The following is a 17,078-nucleotide window of genomic DNA, read 5'->3' on the forward strand; positions in this document are numbered from 1 at the left end:
GGCCCTTTAGCAGAAACGCCGAGCGCAGGTCCATTGGTCTAGGCCATTGTTTCCGGGCCGGGGTTCGCCCTAGGGTGTCGCAGCAGTACCGCCCTGCACCACCGTCATGGCCGGTGCCGAGCACCGCGATCCAGGTGCCGTGGCAGGCAATCCCCGTACGGGAGTTCCGGTTGATCGAGACCACGGGACTGCGCAAGTCCTACCGCAAGAAGACCGCCCGCAAGAGCGGCGGGAGCCCCACCGTCGACGCCGTGCGCGGCATCGACCTGTCCGTCGCCGCCGGGGAGATCTTCGGATTCCTCGGCCCCAACGGCGCGGGGAAGACCACCACCCTGCGCATGCTGGCCACCCTGATCCGCCCCGACGGCGGACGGGCGGAGGTCGCCGGCGCCGACCTGTTCGCCGATCCGGCGGGAGTGCGCCGCCGGATCGGCTACGTCGCCCAGGGCGGCGGCACCACCGACAACGTCTCCGCCCGGGAGGAGCTCGTCCTCCAGGCGCGGATGTACGGCGCCGGGAAGGCGGAGGCCGTCCGGGCCGCCGAGGACGCGCTCAAGGCCTTCGACCTGGGCGAGTTCGGCGACCGCACCTGCGCCACCTACTCCGGCGGGCAGCGCCGCCGCGTGGACATCGCCCTCGGCGTCATCCACCGGCCGCGCGTGCTCTTCCTGGACGAGCCCACCGTCGGGCTCGACCCGGCCAGCCGGGCGTACGTCTGGGAGGAGATCCGGCGGCTGCGCACCGAGGGCATGACCGTCGTCGTCACCACGCACTACCTCGACGAGGCCGACGCGCTCTGCGACCGCGTCTCCATCGTCGACCACGGCGAGGTGGTGGCCGAGGGCACCCCCGAGGCGCTCAAGCGCGAGATCTCCGGGGACGTCGTCCTGCTCGGCCTGGAGCCCGGCGGGGGCGTCGCCGAGCGCGCGGCCGAGGTGCTGCGGCCCCAGCCGTACCTGCACCGGCTGGAGCCGGACGGCGAGGAGGGGCTGCGGCTCTACCTGGAGGACGGCGCGGCGGCCATCCCGCTGCTGCTGCGCGCCCTGGACGCGGCGGGGGTGCGGCCGGGCACGGTGCGGCTCCAGCGGCCCAGCCTGGACGACGTGTTCCTGGCCCGCACCGGCCGCTCGCTGCAACAGTCCTGACCAACCTCCTTCCTGGGGATACCGCTTTGGGGACACCGTGAAGCTCGCCCGCGACACCTGGCTGGTCTTCCAGCGCCAACTGCTGCTGATGGTCCGCACGCCGGTGTGGATCGCCGTCGGGATCATCCAGCCCGTGTTCTACCTGCTGCTGTTCGCACCCCTGCTCAAGAAGGTGCTCGCCCCGCAGGGCACGACCAGCTACGCCGACGCCTACCAGGTGTACGTACCGGGCCTGTTGGCGGTGCTGTGCATCTTCGGCGGGCTGTTCACCGGCTTCAGCCTGCTCGGCGAGCTCAGGGCCGGGATCATCGAGCGCTCGCGCGTCACGCCCGTCAGCCGCCTGGCGCTGCTGCTCGGGCGGGCGCTGCGCGAGATGGTGGCGCTGCTGGTGCAGGCGGTGCTGATCACGCTGATCGCGCTGCCCTTCGGGCTGCGGGTCAGCCCGCTGAACCTGCTGCTCGCCTACGTGCTGCTGGGGCTGCTGGCGCTGATGACCTCGGCGATCTCCTACGGGATCGCGCTGATGGTGCCGGCCGACGCGGCGATGGCGCCGGTGGTGAACACCATCGCCCAGCCGATCGCCCTGCTGTCCGGGGTGCTGCTGCCGCTCACCCTGGCACCGGGCTGGCTGCAGCAGATGGCCCACTGGAACCCCTTCTACTGGGCCGTGGAGGGCATGCGCGCGCTGTTCTCCGGGCACGCCGGGGACGCCGCCGTCTGGCAGGGGCTGCTCGTGGTCGTCCTGATGACGGTGCTGGCCGTGTACTGGTCGGCGCGGCTGTTCTCGACCCGGGTGCGCTGAGAAGACCCGTACGAACCTCGAAGGGCCCGGTCCGCGGACCGGGCCCTTCGACGTGCTCAGGGGGGTTCAGGAGCGGGCGGTGATGAAGGCCGCCAGCTTGGCCACCCCGTCGATGATCTGGTCCTGCGTCACCGAGCTGACGGACAGCCGCAGCCGCCGCTCCCCGCCGCCCGCCGGGTAGAACGGGGCCATCGGCGTCCACAGCACCCCGTACTCGCGGGCGCAGCGCTCCATGGCCTCGTCGTCGGCGACGAAGGGGACGGTCAGGACGGCGAAGAAGCCGCCCTCCGGCCTGTTCCAGCCCACGCCGAGGCGGCGCTGCTCGGAGGCCGGGAAGTGCCGCTCCAGCTCCCGCAGCAGGGTGTCCATGCCGGCCGCGTAGTGGGCCGTGGCGCGGGCGTTGGCGGCGCGCAGCCGGCAGTCGTGGACGAGCAGCATCCCGCCGATGACGGCCTGGCTGAGCGCGGGGGTGTTGACGGTCGTCATGCTCTTGAGCTTGGCGAGTTCGTCGGCGAGCAGGCTGCTGCGGCCGCAGGGCGCGCCGACCTCCTGGTCGGCGAGGACGTAGCCGAGGCGGGCGCCGGGGAAGCAGGTCTTGGCGAAGGAGCCGAGGTAGACGACCCGCCCCTCGCGGTCCAGGGCCTTGAGGGTGGGCCGCTCGCCGGGGGTGCGGGCGAAGAAGCCGTAGGGGTTGTCCTCGATGATCAGCAACCCCTCCTCCCGGGCCGTCTCCAGCAGCCGGGTGCGGGCGGCCAGCGGCATGCTGGTGCCGGAGGGGTTGGCGAAGTCGGGGACGACGTAGAGGGCGCGCGGACGGCGGCCCTCGGCCCGTACGGCGCGGGCGGCGGCGCGGACGGCCGAAGGGTCCGGGCCGCCGTCCGGGCCCTCGGGGACGGGACGGGTGGTGAGGTCGAGCAGGCGGGCGGCGCCGGTGACGCCGACGTAGCAGGGGGAGCTGACCAGCAGGACGTCCTCGGGGCCGGCGCACAGCGCGCGCAGGGTCAGCAGCATGCCCTCCTGGGCGCCGACGGTGAGGACGAGCGCCTCGGGGGCGGCGGTGAGGCCCTCGTCGTTGGCGAGGGTGCGGGCGACGAGGTCGGCGACGATCCCCTTGGTGGGGCCGTACTGGAACAGCGCGGTGCGTACGGCGTCGCGGTCGAGGCCGCGCTCGGCCAGGTGGGCGAGGTAGGCGTCGAGGTAGCGGGGGACGTCCTCGGGTTCGAAGAAGCCCTCGTAGGGGCGGCCGGGGGCGAAGGAGACGGCGTCCGGGTAGCGGGTGGTGACCTCGTTGAGGAAGGTCATCGCGTCCAGGAGGGGGTCGGAGAGCGAGGCGTGCAGCTCGGCGAGGTCGAGGATCACCGCAGGGCCTCCCGCAGGCGCCCGGCGGCGTGGGCGTGGGCCTCGGCGGCGGCGTCCAGGGTGCCGGTCATGGCGAAGAAGCCGTGCGGCACGCCCTCGTAGCGGCGCAGGTCCACGGGCACGCCGGCGGCCCGCAGGGCGTGGGCGTACCGCTCGCCCTCGTCGCGCAGCGGGTCGTACTCGGCGGTGAGGACGGTCGCGGGCGGCAGGCCGGCCAGGGAGGCGGCGCGCAGCGGGGAGACGTACGGGCTGGCCCCGTCGGTCCAGTCGGCGAGGTAGTGGCTCCAGTACCAGGCGACGGAGCGGCGGTTGAACCACAGCGGGTCGTCGTGCTCGCGCAGCGAGGGGGTGTCGGCGCCGTGGTCGGTGTTGGGGTAGACGAGCAGCTGGTGGCGCAGGGCGGGGCCGCCCTCGGCGCGCAGCAGGAGGGTGAGGGCGGCGGCGAGGTTGCCTCCGGCGCTGTCCCCGGCGACGGCGAGGCGCTGCGGGTCGATGCCGTAGGCGGCCGCCTCGTCCACGAGGTGGTGGAGTGCGGCGCGGCAGTCGTGGAGGGCGGCGGGGAAGGGGTGTTCGGGGGCGAGGCGGTAGCCGACGGAGGCGGTGACGCAGCCGACGGCGTTGGTGAGGCGGCGGCAGATCGCGTCGCTGGTGTCGAGCGAGCCGAGGGTCCAGCCGCCGCCGAAGAGGTAGAGCAGGGCGGGCAGTTCGCGGGCCTGCGGTTCGGCCTGCGGTTCGGGGCGTGTTTCGGGGCGGTAGAGCCGCAGGGCGAGTTCGCCGCCGGGGCCGGGGAAGCGGTGCTCCTCGACGGCGGCGACGGGCTCGGGGGTGCCGGCCGAGGCCTGGATCTCGGCGAGGTCGGCGGCGCGGGCCTGTTCGAGGCTGAGGGTGTAGAGCGGCGGCGCGCCGGCGGCGGCGTAGCGTGCGCGCAGGGCCTCGGCCTGGGGGTGGAGGGGCATGGGGTTCCTTTTTGCGGGGGGCCAGGGCGTGATCCGGAAGACACGCCCTAGCGGTCGGCCTCGACGTAGACGGTCTCGTCGGTGCGGAAGGCGGTGTCGAGGTCGGCGACGTCCGGGCGTACGCCCTGACGGTAGGCGCAGTGGCGGATCTGCTCGGGGGCGAAGCCGGCCCGGGTGAGGACGTGGCGCAGCTCGTCCAGGTCGTAGATCCACTGGTGGCCGTAGTGGCGGAAGATCTGGTTGACGAGGAAGGCCGGGCGCTCGGGCATCGGCGGGCCGAAGCCGAGGGTGGTGAGGCGGCGGCGGTGCTTGGGTAGGAAGCCGTCGCCGGTGGCGTAGCCGACCAGGTAGCGGGCGAGGTCGGGGGTGGTGACGCGCAGGACGCCGCCGGGGCGCAGGACGCGGCGGGCCTCGCGCAGCCAGCCGACGGCGACGGGCATGGGGACGTGCTCGATGAGGTGCTCCGCGTACACCCAGTCCACGCTGGCGTCGGCGAAGGGCAGCGGCTCGGAGATGTCGAGCCGCGTGAACCAGCGGTCGCCGTCGACGCGGTAGAGGGTTCCGGGCTCGGCGGCCGTGTCCGGGCTGCGCAGGGCGGCCAGGTCGGTGCCGAGGCCCTCGGGGTGGGCGGTGCGGAAGGCCGCGAACTCGATGCCGGTGACGCCGAGTTCGCGGAAGGAGGCGTGGTCGTGGGGCAGGGGGCCCGGGTGGGCCTCCAGGGTCGTGCAGGTGGCGACGTCGGCGCTGAACTCGTCGAGTCTGACGGCGAGGTCGTCGGGGTCGTCCCAGTCCCAGCCGGGGAACCGGGTGTCGGCGGTGGTCATGGCGTGGTCTCTCTTCCTGGTGAACGTGGGGCGGGTGGGGCCCGGTTCAACCGCCGTGGCGGTCAGGGCCGCGCGGGCCAGGGGGCGAGGGCGGTGCGGTCGAGGTCGGCGAGCCGTGGGCGGCCCAACAGGGCCATGGTGTGCTCCAGTTCGTCCCGCAGCAGGTCGAGGACGCGGTGCACTCCGGCCTCTCCCCCGGTCGCCAGGCCCCAGAGCACCGGGCGGCCGACGAGGACGGCGCGGGCGCCGAGGGCGAGGGCGGTGGCGAGGTCGGTGCCGGTGCGCGCGCCGCCGTCGAGGAGGACGGGCAGGTCGGCGGGGACGGCGTCGACGACCTCGGGCAGGGCGGCCAGGGCAGGGAGGGCGCCGTCGAGTTGACGGCCTCCGTGGTTGGAGACCAGGACGGCGTCGGCCCCGTACTCGACGGCGAGGCGGGCGTCCTCGGCGGTGAGGATGCCCTTGAGGACGATCGGCAGCCGCGTCCGTTCGCGCAGCCAGGCGAGATCGGCCCAGGTCAGGCTGGGGTCGAACTGGCGGCGTGCGTGCTCGGCGATGCCCGAACCGCCCACGGTGGAGCGGTGGCTGGCGCTCATCAGGGCCGGGTCGAGGTTGACGGCGCGGACGGCGGCGGGGATCGCGAAGCCGTTGCGCAGGTCGCGCAGGCGTCTGCCGATCCGGGGGGCGTCCACGGTCAGGACGAGGGCGGCGAAGCCGGCGGCCTCGGCGCGTTCCACCAGGGCGGCGACGGCCTCGCGTTCGCGCAGCCAGTACAGCTGGAGCCAGAGCGGGCCGGTGGCGGCCTCCGCGATCTCCTCCAGGGTGCGGCTGGCGAACATCCCGGCCACGAACAGGGCTCCGGCGCGGCCGGCGGCGCGGGCGGTGGCGGTCTCGCCGTCCTCGTCGACGAGCCGGTGGTACGCCATGGGCGCGATGCCGATCGGCGCGTCGAGGCGGCTGCCGAGGAGGGTCAGGCCGGTCGAGCAGGTGGTGACGTCGACCATCGTGCGGGGGCGAAGCGCGTAGTGGGAGAAGGCTTTCCGGTTGGCCGCGAGGGTTCGTTCGTCCCCGCTCCCTCCGGCGATGAAGTCCCATATTTCGCGGGGGAGTTCCGCGCGCGCGGCACGTTCGATCCCGGCCAGCGTGAGTGCTCCCACGGGCATCCTCGTTTCCGGGACGGCCACGCTCGGGCCAGTCCCGATTCGGCAGCGTAGGAGGAAGGACCACATTGGTATAGACCTTGATTTGACCAATCGTCTGTGCCAAGGTCTGGCCACGGAATTGACCGTTTTGGCTACTAACGGCGTTCATGTCAAATCCCCTGCTTCTGTGGAGCGGTGTTGACCCGCATTTCCCCCTCCTCCCTTCCGCCCTCCCCACCCCCGCACGCCGACGCCCAGGAGAACTGGGTGGACGAACTGTTGCTGGCGGGGCCCGGGGGCGAGGAGTGCCTGCACCTCGGCACGCCCCTGGACCGCGACGCCCTGCGCGCGCTGGTCGAGGAGCAGTGCGCGCGGCTGACAGCCGCCGGGCTCGAGCCCGGCGGCACCGCGGCGTTGCGCCTGCCGCCCTCCGTGGCGTTCGTCACGTCGCTGCTGGCCGCCTGGCGCCTCGGCGCCCAAGTCGCCCTGCTCGACCACAGACTGACCGATCATGAAATCGACGGCGCGGTGGAGCGGCTGGCCCCGCAGGTGCTGGTGAGCGCGGCCCACCGGCCGGCCTCGGCGCTGCGCGGCTTCTCCGACGTGGAGCCGGAGGCGCTCGCCCTGCCCGGCGGCCGACCGGCCGCCACCGGGCACGCGCTGATCCAGCTCAGCTCGGGCTCGACCGGCCCGGCCAAGGTGATCGCGCGCACCGCGGGCGACGTCATCCGCGAACTCGACTGCTACCGCAAGCTCACGGACTTCCCCGGCGGGGGCGAGCGGGTCGTGCTGCTGTCCTCGGTCGTGCACGTGCTCGGCCTGGTCGGCGGGCTGCTCAACGCCCTGCGGGCCCGGGCCGCGCTGACGATCCCCGAGCGGATGACGGCGGCGGGCATCCTCGCCGCCGTGGCCGGCAGCGACCGGCCCACCACCGTCATCGGGGTGCCCTTCCACGCGGAGATGCTGGCCGGCACCGTCGCTCCCCCGGCGCTGCCGCAGCTGCGCCGGATGATCGTGGCGGGCGAACTCGTCCGCCCCGGGCTGGCCGCGCTGTTCACCGAGCGCTACGGCGTGCCGCTCGGCACGATGTACGGCATGACCGAGACCGGGGTCATCGCCACCGACCTGTCCGGCGCCCTCCACCCGGCCAAGCGGCCGGTGGCCGGGATGCGGCTGCGGCTGGTCGGCGGCGAGCTGCAGATCGCGGCGCCGACCTCCCCGTACCCGCAGCTCGACGACCCGACCCGCTGGTCGGACGGCTGGCTGCACACCCGGGACGCGGCCGAGGTCGACGAGGTCTACGACCTGGTCACCGTCCTCGGCCGGCTCGACTCCCAGGTGTCGATCGGCGGCCTCAAGGTCGACCTGACCGAGGTCGAGGACGCGCTCACCGCGCTGCCCGAGGTCCGCGAGGCCGTCGTCGTCTTCGACGGCGGCGCGATCGAGGCCTACCTCGCCACCGAGCCCGACGCCGACCTCTCCCTCGTCCAGGACGGGCTGGCCCGCCGGCTCGCCGCCTACAAGCGGCCGCGGCGCCTGGCGCTGCTGCCCCGACTCCCCCGCACCGCCACCGGAAAGCTGCTGCGCGACCCCGCCGCCCTGCGCGGGAGCGCCGCCGCCCCCGCGCACTGAACCACCCGCACGACCCGCACGACCTGCACCACCCGCACCTCCCGACCTAGGAGCCCACCATGCAGGACCGCATCCGCGCGTTCGTCCTCGCCTCCCTCACCGACATGCAGTACGACGTCTCGGAGGTCACCGGGGACACCGACCTCGGACCGGCCGGACTGGACCTCGAATCGCTCGCCCTCGCCGAACTGTCGGTGCAGGTCGAGGACGAGTTCGGGATCAAGTTCGACCTGGACGAGATGGAGACCACCGCGATGATGACGCTCGACGAGTTCACCGCGGACGTCGCCAAGCGCGTCGACGCCCTCGCCACCGCCGGCGCCGGCCCGGTCGGCGACGCGGCGTGAGCGGCGCCGAGACGCTCGACGCCGGGCAGGCGCTGCCCGACCGGGCGGAGGTGGTCACCATGCTGGCGGCGTTCGGGCAGCGCGCCGCCGAGGCCGTGCCGGAGGAGCTCGGGTCCCTCGAACTCACCTGGCTGATCGCCGAGTTCGAGCAGCGCTACGGCATCCAGCTGGACCTCGACGACGAGGGCTTCGCCGCCGTGCGCACGGTGGACGACGCCACCGCGCTGCTGCGCGAGACCGTCCTCGCCGAGCGCGCGGGCGCCCGGCCGTGACCGGCGCGCGGCCCGTGCTCGTCACCGGCGTCGGCGTGCTCAGCGCCGCCGGGCGCGGGCTCGCCCCGCTGGCCGAGGCCGCCGCGCACGGCAAGGCCGCCTTCGGCGAGGTCGCCCGGTTCGACGTGAGCGGGCGCCGCACCACCCGGGCCGCGCTGCTGCCCCCCGAGGTGCCGCTGGCCGCCGCGCTGCCGCTGGCCAGGGCCGTGCTGGACGCGGTCGGGCAGGCCTGGCAGCAGGCCGGGGCGCCCGCCGGGGGCACTCCCGTGCTGCTCGCGCTGCACAGCGACGAGCGCACCGGGGCCACCGCGCGGGCCGTCGGCGCCGGGGTCGAGGCCCTGTGCGGCGGCCCGGGCGTCACCCGGGTGTACACCGGCGCCTGCGTGGCGGCCTCCACGGCCGTCGCCGACGCCGCCGCCATGGTCGCCACCGGGCGGCACGAGAGGGTCCTGGTCGCGGCCGGGCACCTGGTCGAGCCGGGGGTGTTCGCCGTCTTCGACGCCGGGCGCGCCCTCGCCCGGGACGGCGAACTGCGCCCGTTCAGCAGCGGACGCACCGGCACCCTGCTCGCCGACGCGGCCGTGGCCGTCCTGGTGGAGGCCGCCCCGGCGGCCGCACACCGGGGCGCCCCCGAGCTCGCCCGGCTGGCCGGCTGGGGCCGGGCCGGGGACGCCCACCACGTCTGCCGCCCCGAACCGGAGGGCACCGGCCTGGCCCGGGCGATCGAGGCCGCGCTCACCCGCGCGGGCCTCGCCCCCGAGGAGGTCGGCTACGTCAACGCCAACGGCACCGGCTCCGACCTCGCCGACCTCGCCGAAGCCCGCGCCCTGCACCGGGTGTTCGGCCCGCACACCGCCCAACTCCCGGTCAGCTCCAGCAAGTCGGTGCACGGCCACGCCCTGGAGGCCTCCGCCCTGCTCGAACTCGCCGTCACCGTCGGCGCGCTGGGCACCGGACTGCTCCCGGTCAACGCCGGCGGGCTCGGACCGGACCCGCAGATCGGCCTCGACCTCGTCCTGGACGGCCCGCGCGCCGCCCGCCCCCGCCACGCCCTCAGCCTCAACTCCGCCTTCGGCGGCGCCAACACCGCCCTGCTGCTGGCCGCCGCATGAACAGCACACCCATGACGACGACCACCACCACAACCACCGCGGCCGCCGCATACGGGCTGCGCGTGCTCGCCGAGACGCACGCGCCCGACGCCGCCGCCCCTGTGCCACCCCTGCCCGGCTTCGCCGCCTCCGGCTTCAACCCGCTGGTCGCCCACGCCGCCGACCGCTGCCTGGGCGCCCTCCACGGCCAACCTCCGGCCCCCGGGCGCACCGCCCTGCTGCTGGCCAGCACCACCGGCGACCGCGCCACCGCGCGGGCGATCGACGAGGCCGCCGGGGCCGGGCGGCGGGCCGCGCCGCTGCTGTTCTTCCAGTCCAACCCCAACGCCGTCCTCGGGCACATCGCCGCGCGCTGGGGCCTGACCGGCCCCGTCGTGGCGATCCGCCCCGCCGAGGCCGTACCCGGCCGCATCCCGGCCGACGCGCTCGACCACGCCGCGCTGCTGATCGAGGACGGGGACGCCGACCGCGTCCTGGTCGTCGCCGCCGAGGAGACGGCGGGGGGCGGGCACGTCGCCGCGGCCGCCCTGCTGGCCCGCTGACCGCCCCCTCCACCCGACCGCACCCGTCACCCGCTCTCGACCAGAAGCCTTCCGTCACCCGGCCGAGGCCGACGCGCGCACCGCCCTGCCACCGAACCGCCCGAGAGGGAGCCACCCGTGTCCATCCGCAGTCTCCGCCGCCTGCTCGCGGACGACCCCGGCCTCGGCGCCGGGAACGTCCTGGAGGCCCGCCTCGCTCTCGGCCTCGGCCTGGACGACCCGCTGATCACCTTCGACACCCCGGTCGACGACCACGCCGCCTGGCAGCCCTTCACCCTGCGCGAGCTGGACCGCGCCGTGCGCGCCCGCGCCGCCGCCCTGCACGCCCTGGGCGTCACCCGCCGCGACCCTGTGGTGGTCTGGTCGGGCGCCGCCGCCGACCACGTCCTCGCCTTCCTCGCCCTGGCCCGCCTCGGCGCGATCCCCGCCCTGCTCAACCCCAACCTGGACGCCGAGCGCGCGGCCCGCTACATCGCCCGCCTCGGCGCGGCCGGGGTGCTGGCCGACGAGGCCCACCTGGCCGCCCTCGCGGACCAGGAGCCCGGGGCGCCGCTGCTGCCCGAGATCGGCACGCTCGGCGCGGGCGACCCCGAGGCCGCCCCGGCGCCGTACCGGCACTGGTCCGGCGACCCGGTGGCGATCACCCACTCCTCGGGCACCACCGGCATGCCGAAGGCCGTCGTCCACTCGCACGCCAGCCTGTACGCGGCGATCCTCCACCGGCTGCGCCTGCCGCGCCCGCAGGGCCAGGAGCGGATGCTCAGCGCGCTGCCCGCCCCGCACGCGGCGACGCTGATCGCCCTCAACCTCGCCCTCAGCTCGCACACCGAACTCGCCGTGCTCTCCGGCCAGTCGGGCGCCGAGGTGCTGGAGGCGATCGAGCGGTGGCGCCCCAACGGGGTCGTCGGCTTCGCCGCCACCTGGGCCGACCTCGCCCACCACGACCTGGCCGCACGGGACTTGAACTCCGTCGCGCTGTGGTGGAACACCGGCGACTGCGCGCACGAGGTGCACATCCGCCGCCTGATCGCCACCGGCAGCCGGGAGACCGTCACCCGCGAGGGCCGCGTGCGCGAGAGCGGCTCGCTGTTCGTGGACGGCCTCGGCTCCACCGAGATGGGCCACTCCCACTTCTTCATCACCCACGGCCCCGGCACCGAGCGCTACGGGCGCTGCGTCGGGCGCCCGCACGCCTTCGTCGACTGCGAGGTGGTCGGCCCGGACGGCGAGCCGCTCGGCCCCGGCGAGATCGGCGAACTCGCCACCGCCTCCCCGACGTTGGCGCTCGGCTACTGGAACGACTCGGCGACGACCTTCCGCACCCGGCTGCGCGGGCGCTTCCTCACCGGCGACCTGATGTACCGGGACGAGGAGGGCTACTACTACCACGTCGACCGGGCCGTGGACTCCGTCCAACTCGACGGCGGCGAGCGGCTGTTCACCGCCATGTCGGAGGAGCGGGTGCTCGCCGCCTGCCCCGACGTGCTGGACTGCACCGTCGTCGCGGTGCGCGACGGCGAACGCGTCGTCACCGACGTGCTGCTGATCCTCGCGGAGGACTCCGCGACCGACCTCGACCGGACGAAGGCCGTCACCGCCGCCCTCGACGAGGCCACCGCCGCGACGGTGCGCGAGGTGCTGGTGGTCTCCGGCGGGGACATCCCGCTCGGCCCGACCGGCAAGGTCCGCAAGGTCCTGCTGCGCGAGCGCCACCTGGGCGCGGCCCGCACCGCCGGCGCGACGGGCTCGACGGGCTCGACGGGCTCGACCGGCGTGGTGAGCGCATGAGCGCCGCCCGTCCGGGAGCCGTCGTCACCGGCCTCGGCATGGTCTCCCCGCTCGGCCGCAAGAGCGCCGAGGTGTTCGAGGCGCTGGCCGCCGGCCGCTCCGGCCTGAGCGCCGTGCCCGAGGGCCACCCCGCGCACGGCTGGCTGCCCGCCGCCGGGATCGCCCCGCCCGTGGACGGCAAGGAGGTGCTGCCGCCCACCGAGACCCGCTGCGTGGACCGCTTCGTGCTGCTGGCCCTGGCCGCCGCCGACGACGCGCTCGCCGACGCGGGCCTGGTCGTCGGCCGCGACGTCGACCCGCACCGCACCGCCGTGGTGCTGGCCACCGGCGGCGGCGGGCTGGAGACCTTCGAGCAGCAGTCCCACCGCCGCCTGGAGCGCGGGCGCCCCGGCGTCAGCCCGTACCTGCTGCCGGGCATGCTCTCCAACATGGCCACCGCCCGGATCGCCATCAAGCACGGCATCCGCGGCTACAGCTCGGCCGTGGTGACGGCCTGCGCGGCCGGGGCCCAGGCCGTGGCCGAGGGGCTGCGGCTGATCCGCTCCGGCGACGCGGACGTGGTGGTCTGCGGCGGCACCGAGTCCTCGCTGCACCCGACCATCGCCGCCGCCTTCACCAACGCCCGCGCCCTCGCCCAGGGTTGGGAGGACCCGGCGCAGGCCTCGCGGCCCTTCGACGCCCGGCGCAACGGCTTCGTGCTGGGCGAGGGCAGCGCCGTCCTCATCCTGGAGCGGGCCGAGCACGCCGACGCCCGCGGCGCCGGCGGCTACGCCGACGTCATCGGCTGGGGCGCCTCCACCGACGCCCACCACCCGACCATGCCCCGCCCGGACGGCGCCGGCGCCGCCGACGCGATGCGCGCCGCCCTCGCCAACGCGGGCCTGGCGCCGGGCGACATCGACTACGTGAACGCCCACGGCACCGGCACCAAGATCGGTGACGTGGCCGAGACGGCCGCCCTGCGCGCCGTCTTCGGCGAGCACCGCCCGGCCGTCAGTTCCACCAAGGGCGCCACCGGCCACCTCCTGGGCGCCGCGGGCGCGCTGGAGGCGGCCGTGACCGCCCTGGCGGTGGCGAGGGGGACGCTGCCGCCCACGCTCAACCTGACCGACCCCGACCCGGCCTGCGACCTCGACCACGTCCGCGGCACCGCCCGGACCGGCCCGGTGCGCGCGGCGCTGAGCAACGCCTTCGCCTTCGGCGGCCACAACCTCAGCCTGATCCTCGGCCCGGCGTCCACCCGGTCAACCCGCTAATCCACCACCCCCCGGGGGGAGATCCCGATGTCCGTCCAGACCATCAGCCACGTCGAGTTCCACTGCGACGACGCCGACAAGTACGCCGCCGGCCTCTGCGCCGACTACGGCTTCACCGCCGAAGCCCCCGTCACCGCGCCCGACGGCACCCGCACCATCGCCCTGGGCCAGGGCACCATCCGCCTGCACCTGGCCGACGCCGCCGACCCCGGCCACCCCGTCTCCTCCTTCGTCGCCCGCCACGGGGACGCCGTCGCCGCCCTGGCCCTCGGCTGCGAGGACCCGGGCGCCGCCCTGGACCGCGCCGAGCGGCACGGCGCCCGGGTGATCGACCGCGCGGGCGCCCTGATCGCCGGGTTCGGCGACACCGCGCTGCGCTTCGTCCCGCTGCGCACCGCCGACCCCGACACGGGCGAGGGCCTGCTCGACACCCTCGACCACGTCGCCGTCTGCGTCCCCGCCGGCCAGCTGGCCGAGGCCGTGAAGTTCTGCGAGGCCGCCCTCGGCTTCCACCGGATCTTCGGCGAGTACATCGAGGTCGGCGAGCAGGCCATGGACTCCAGCGTCGTGCAGAGCGCCTCCGGCGAGGTCACCTTCACCCTGATCGAGCCCGACACCGCCCGGCGCCCCGGCCAGATCGACGAGTTCCTCTCCTCGCACGGCGGCGCCGGGGTCCAGCACCTGGCGTTCAGCACCCGCGACATCGCCACCGCCGTGCGCACCATCCGCGCGCGCGGCGTGGAGTTCCTCACCACCCCCGGCGCCTACTTCGACGCGCTCGCCGAGCGGTTCGGCGAGACGGCCATCCCCGTGGAGACCCTGCGCGACCTGCACGTCCTCGTCGACCAGGACCACGGCGGCCAGCTGTTCCAGATCTTCGCCCGCTCCACCCACCCCCGGCGCACCTACTTCCTCGAGGTGATCGAGCGCCAGGGCGCCGGCACCTTCGGCACGGCGAACATCAAGGCCCTGTACGAGGCCGTCGAGCGCCAGAGCACCACCGCCCGCTGACCCCCGCGAGAAGAGAGCGCGCCGATGACCACCACCATCGAGTTCCACCTCACCGACGCCGAACGCGCGTCGCTGCCCACCCCCGAGGAGGTGGCGCACTACCGCGAGCACGGCTGGTACCTGTCCCGCCGCCTGTTCAGCGACGAGGAGCTGGACGCCCTCCAGGCCGCCACCGAGCGCTACTACGACGGCGAGCGGGACCGCGAACTGCCCGTCCGCCCGCCCCGGCTGGCCGCCTGGGACCCCTCGCACGGCCCGGTGCAGCGCCACAACGACTACGTCCACTACGAGAGCGACGCCATCGGCGCGATCCTGCGCAAGCCGCTGGTCGGCGCCGTCGCCGCGCTGCTCGCCGGGGCCGAGGAGATCCGCATCTTCCAGGCCACGCTGATCCTCAAGCCGCCGGTGCCCGGGGAGCCCAGCAACCAGGTGCCCTGGCACTTCGACAAGCACTACTGGCAGACCTCCACCTCGGAGGACATGCTCACCGCCTTCATCCCCTTCCACGACTGCCGGGAGGAGAACGGCACCATCACCATGGTCGACGGCAGCCACCGCTGGCAGGAGCTGCCCTCCGGCGAGGACTCCACCCGGCACTTCGCCGACCGCGACAACGGCGAGCTGGACGCCATCCTGGCCGCCAACGCCGCGCACAACGGCACCACGGTGGAGAAGGTCCCGATGCGGATCCCGCGCGGCCACATGTCCTTCCACCACTGCCGCACCTACCACGGCTCCGGCCCCAACCTGGCCTCGTACCCGCGCCGCGCCGTCTCCCTGCACCTGCAGGACGGCGCCAACGAGTACCGCCGGCACGACAGGGAGGACGGCGGCCCGGTGGTCTACAACCACGACGTACTGGTGCGCCGCACCGCCGACGACCGGCCCGACTACGCCGACCCGGCCTACTGCCCGACCACCTGGCGAGGGGCCCTGTGACGGCACCCCTGCGGTCCGTGGAGGAGCGCTACCGGATGCTGCGGCTGATCCGCGGCTTCGAGGAGCTGGCGCTCGCCCAGGTGAAGGCCGGCGCGATCCCCGGCGGCATCCACCCGTACATCGGTCAGGAGGCCGTCGCGGTCGGCGTCTGCTCGGCGCTCGGCCCGGCCGACACCCTCACCAGCACCCACCGCGGCCACGGCCACGTCCTCGCCCGGGGCGTGGCCCCCGACCGGCTGCTCGCGGAACTCATGGGCCGCGTCGGCGGGTTGAACAGCGGCCGGGGCGGCTCCATGCACGCCGCCGACCTCGGCCTGGGCATCCTCGGCGCCAACGGCATGGTCGGCGCGGGCGCCCCGATCGCCGTCGGCGCCGCCTGGGCCGCACGGCAGGCCCGCAGCAGCGCCGTCGCCGTCTCCTTCTTCGGCGACGGCGCGCTCAACCAGGGCGTCCTGCTCGAGTCGCTCAACCTGGCCGCGATGTGGCGCCTGCCGGTGGTGTTCGTCTGCGAGAACAACGGCTACGCCACCACCCTGCCCGCTGCCGCCGCCGTCGCCGGCAGCGCCACCGGCCGCGCCGAGGCCTTCGGCATCCCCGCCGAGCGGGTGGACGGCATGGACACGGAGGCCGTCCGGGCCGCCGCGCTGCGCGCCGTCCAGCGGGCGGCCGACGGCGGTGGCCCCGGCTTCCTCGAGTGCCGCACCTACCGCTACGAGGGCCACCACACCATGGAACGCCGGATGAAACTGCGCTACCGCTCCCCCGAGGAGGTCGAGGCCTGGCGCGACCAGGACCCGATCCCCCGCGCCGCCGCCCTGCTCGACCCCGCCGACGTCGCCTCCCTCGACGCCGAGGTCGAACAACTCCTGCGCGAGGCCGAGGAGTTCGCCCTCGCCTCGGAGCACCCCGACCCGTCCGGCGCGCTCGACCACCTGTACGCGGACGGGCTGCGCCCCCGGGCGGGGGCGACGGCATGAGACTCTCCTACACCAAGGCCCTCAACCGGGCCCTCGCCGACGAGCTCGACGCCGACCCGGCGGTGTGCGTGTTCGGCGAGGACATCGGCGCCGGGATGGCCGGGCCCACCCTGGGCCTGCTGGACCGCTTCGGCGCGGACAGGATCGTCGACACCCCGCTGTCCGAGCAGGCCTTCACCTCCATGGCGATCGGCGCCGCCCTGGCCGGGCGCCGGCCCGTCCTGGAGTTCCAGATCCCCTCGCTGCTGTTCCTGGTCTTCGAGCAACTCGTCAACCAGGCGCACAAGTTCTCGCTGATGACGGGCGGCCAGGCCTCCGTGCCACTGACCTGCCTGGTGCCCGGCTCCGGCTCCCGGGACGGCTGGGCGGGCCAGCACTCCGACCACCCGTACAGCCTGTTCGCGCACGCCGGGATGAAGACCGTCGTGCCCGCCACCCCGACGGACGCCTACGGGCTGCTGCGCTCGGCCGTCCGGGACGAGGACCCGGTCGTGGTCTTCGCGCCCGCCGGCGCCCTGGCGGTGCGCGAGACCGTCACCTGGGAGCTGGAGCCGATCCCGCTCGGCCGCGCCCGCGTCCACCGCCCCGGCACGGACGTCACCGTCGTCGCCGTCGGCCACCTCGTCCACGACGCGCTGGCCGTGGCCGAGGAGCTGGCCCCGGAGGTCTCCGTCGAGGTGCTGGACCCGCGCACCCTGTACCCCTTCGACTGGGAGGCCCTCGCCGCCTCCCTCCAGCGCACCGGGCGGCTGGTGGTGTTCGACGACTCCAACCGCACCTGCGGCTTCGCGGCCGAGGTCCTGGCCACCGCCTCCGAGGAGATGCGCCTGGTCGCCCCGCCCCGGCGCGTCACCCGCCCCGACGGCGCCGTCCTGCCCTTCGCGCCCGCCCTCGACCGCGCCGTGCAGCCCTCCCGCGAACAGCTGCGGCAGGCGCTTGCGGCCGTCCTCAAGCACCCCTGAACCCCGTTCGTCTCC

17 protein-coding genes are annotated in these 17,078 nt (G+C 75.0%); 13 read left to right on the forward strand and 4 right to left on the reverse strand.

What is annotated here, in order from left to right:
* Window positions 1-113: 113 nt before the first annotated feature.
* Window positions 114-1,145: an ATP-binding cassette domain-containing protein gene (locus tag ACIRRS_RS28015; protein ID WP_402976157.1), complete on the forward strand. Its 1,032-nt coding sequence runs from the start codon at window positions 114-116 to the stop codon at window positions 1,143-1,145.
* Window positions 1,146-1,182: 37 nt separating this feature from the next.
* Window positions 1,183-1,947: an ABC transporter permease gene (locus ACIRRS_RS28020; protein ID WP_402976159.1), complete on the forward strand. Its 765-nt coding sequence runs from the start codon at window positions 1,183-1,185 to the stop codon at window positions 1,945-1,947.
* Between the two features lie 66 nt (window positions 1,948-2,013).
* Here ACIRRS_RS28020 and ACIRRS_RS28025 read toward each other — a convergent pair whose 3' ends face one another.
* The 4 genes from ACIRRS_RS28025 to ACIRRS_RS28040 form a co-directional block, all read right to left on the reverse strand.
* On the reverse strand, window positions 2,014-3,306 hold the full coding sequence (locus ACIRRS_RS28025) for a PLP-dependent aminotransferase family protein (protein ID WP_402976161.1): 1,293 nt from the start codon (window positions 3,304-3,306) through the stop codon (window positions 2,014-2,016).
* Window positions 3,303-4,262 carry an alpha/beta hydrolase gene (locus ACIRRS_RS28030; RefSeq protein WP_402976163.1) on the reverse strand — a complete coding sequence of 320 codons (960 nt, stop codon included), beginning with the start codon at window positions 4,260-4,262 and terminating at the stop codon, window positions 3,303-3,305. Before ACIRRS_RS28030 ends, ACIRRS_RS28025 begins: the two co-directional genes overlap by 4 nt.
* 47 nt (window positions 4,263-4,309) lie before the next feature.
* The gene (locus ACIRRS_RS28035) at window positions 4,310-5,086 is read right to left on the reverse strand and encodes a methyltransferase domain-containing protein (protein ID WP_402976165.1); all 777 of its coding nucleotides are present in this window, start codon (window positions 5,084-5,086) and stop codon (window positions 4,310-4,312) included.
* 62 nt (window positions 5,087-5,148) lie between these two features.
* Window positions 5,149-6,246: an alpha-hydroxy acid oxidase gene (locus ACIRRS_RS28040; RefSeq protein ID WP_402976167.1), complete on the reverse strand. Its 1,098-nt coding sequence runs from the start codon at window positions 6,244-6,246 to the stop codon at window positions 5,149-5,151.
* Window positions 6,247-6,492: 246 nt separating this feature from the next.
* Between ACIRRS_RS28040 and ACIRRS_RS28045 the strand changes: the two genes are divergently transcribed.
* The 11 genes from ACIRRS_RS28045 (at window position 6,493) to ACIRRS_RS28095 (ending at window position 17,063) form a co-directional block, all read left to right on the forward strand.
* Window positions 6,493-7,857 (forward strand): class I adenylate-forming enzyme family protein, encoded by a 1,365-nt coding sequence (locus tag ACIRRS_RS28045; RefSeq protein WP_402976169.1) that lies wholly within the window; start codon window positions 6,493-6,495, stop codon window positions 7,855-7,857.
* A gap of 59 nt (window positions 7,858-7,916) precedes the next feature.
* Window positions 7,917-8,204, forward strand: coding sequence for an acyl carrier protein (locus tag ACIRRS_RS28050; RefSeq protein ID WP_402976171.1), 288 nt, complete (start codon window positions 7,917-7,919; stop codon window positions 8,202-8,204).
* On the forward strand, window positions 8,201-8,476 hold the full coding sequence (locus ACIRRS_RS28055; protein ID WP_402976173.1) for an acyl carrier protein: 276 nt from the start codon (window positions 8,201-8,203) through the stop codon (window positions 8,474-8,476). The genes ACIRRS_RS28050 and ACIRRS_RS28055 overlap by 4 nt, the downstream gene beginning before the upstream one ends.
* The gene (locus tag ACIRRS_RS28060; protein ID WP_402976175.1) at window positions 8,473-9,588 is read left to right on the forward strand and encodes a beta-ketoacyl synthase N-terminal-like domain-containing protein; all 1,116 of its coding nucleotides are present in this window, start codon (window positions 8,473-8,475) and stop codon (window positions 9,586-9,588) included. The genes ACIRRS_RS28055 and ACIRRS_RS28060 overlap by 4 nt, the downstream gene beginning before the upstream one ends.
* An 11-nt stretch (window positions 9,589-9,599) precedes the next feature.
* On the forward strand, window positions 9,600-10,130 hold the full coding sequence (locus ACIRRS_RS28065; RefSeq protein ID WP_402976177.1) for a beta-ketoacyl synthase N-terminal-like domain-containing protein: 531 nt from the start codon (window positions 9,600-9,602) through the stop codon (window positions 10,128-10,130).
* A gap of 117 nt (window positions 10,131-10,247) precedes the next feature.
* Window positions 10,248-11,918 (forward strand): AMP-binding protein, encoded by a 1,671-nt coding sequence (locus tag ACIRRS_RS28070; RefSeq protein WP_402976179.1) that lies wholly within the window; start codon window positions 10,248-10,250, stop codon window positions 11,916-11,918.
* Window positions 11,915-13,174 (forward strand): beta-ketoacyl-[acyl-carrier-protein] synthase family protein, encoded by a 1,260-nt coding sequence (locus ACIRRS_RS28075; RefSeq protein ID WP_402976181.1) that lies wholly within the window; start codon window positions 11,915-11,917, stop codon window positions 13,172-13,174. Before ACIRRS_RS28070 ends, ACIRRS_RS28075 begins: the two co-directional genes overlap by 4 nt.
* A gap of 27 nt (window positions 13,175-13,201) precedes the next feature.
* The gene (hppD, locus tag ACIRRS_RS28080; protein ID WP_402976183.1) at window positions 13,202-14,185 is read left to right on the forward strand and encodes a 4-hydroxyphenylpyruvate dioxygenase; all 984 of its coding nucleotides are present in this window, start codon (window positions 13,202-13,204) and stop codon (window positions 14,183-14,185) included.
* Between the two features lie 24 nt (window positions 14,186-14,209).
* On the forward strand, window positions 14,210-15,124 hold the full coding sequence (locus ACIRRS_RS28085) for a phytanoyl-CoA dioxygenase family protein (RefSeq protein WP_402976185.1): 915 nt from the start codon (window positions 14,210-14,212) through the stop codon (window positions 15,122-15,124).
* The gene (locus ACIRRS_RS28090; RefSeq protein ID WP_402976187.1) at window positions 15,121-16,101 is read left to right on the forward strand and encodes a thiamine pyrophosphate-dependent dehydrogenase E1 component subunit alpha; all 981 of its coding nucleotides are present in this window, start codon (window positions 15,121-15,123) and stop codon (window positions 16,099-16,101) included. Before ACIRRS_RS28085 ends, ACIRRS_RS28090 begins: the two co-directional genes overlap by 4 nt.
* Complete coding sequence (locus ACIRRS_RS28095; RefSeq protein ID WP_402976189.1) at window positions 16,098-17,063, forward strand: alpha-ketoacid dehydrogenase subunit beta; 966 nt, start codon at window positions 16,098-16,100, stop codon at window positions 17,061-17,063. The genes ACIRRS_RS28090 and ACIRRS_RS28095 overlap by 4 nt, the downstream gene beginning before the upstream one ends.
* Window positions 17,064-17,078: the final 15 nt, after the last annotated feature.

Source organism: Kitasatospora sp. NPDC101183, assembly GCF_044767945.1.
Lineage (GTDB): Bacteria > Actinomycetota > Actinomycetes > Streptomycetales > Streptomycetaceae > Kitasatospora.

Coding starts and splice junctions, on each gene's coding strand:
- ACIRRS_RS28065 (WP_402976177.1), top strand. CDS start 9,600: ATGACGACGACCACCACCACAACCACCGCGGCCGCCGCATACGGGCTG.
- hppD (WP_402976183.1), top strand. CDS start 13,202: ATGTCCGTCCAGACCATCAGCCACGTCGAGTTCCACTGCGACGACGCC.
- ACIRRS_RS28085 (WP_402976185.1), top strand. CDS start 14,210: ATGACCACCACCATCGAGTTCCACCTCACCGACGCCGAACGCGCGTCG.
- ACIRRS_RS28040 (WP_402976167.1), bottom strand. CDS start 6,246: ATGCCCGTGGGAGCACTCACGCTGGCCGGGATCGAACGTGCCGCGCGC.
- ACIRRS_RS28075 (WP_402976181.1), top strand. CDS start 11,915: ATGAGCGCCGCCCGTCCGGGAGCCGTCGTCACCGGCCTCGGCATGGTC.
- ACIRRS_RS28035 (WP_402976165.1), bottom strand. CDS start 5,086: ATGACCACCGCCGACACCCGGTTCCCCGGCTGGGACTGGGACGACCCC.
- ACIRRS_RS28095 (WP_402976189.1), top strand. CDS start 16,098: ATGAGACTCTCCTACACCAAGGCCCTCAACCGGGCCCTCGCCGACGAG.
- ACIRRS_RS28050 (WP_402976171.1), top strand. CDS start 7,917: ATGCAGGACCGCATCCGCGCGTTCGTCCTCGCCTCCCTCACCGACATG.
- ACIRRS_RS28030 (WP_402976163.1), bottom strand. CDS start 4,262: ATGCCCCTCCACCCCCAGGCCGAGGCCCTGCGCGCACGCTACGCCGCC.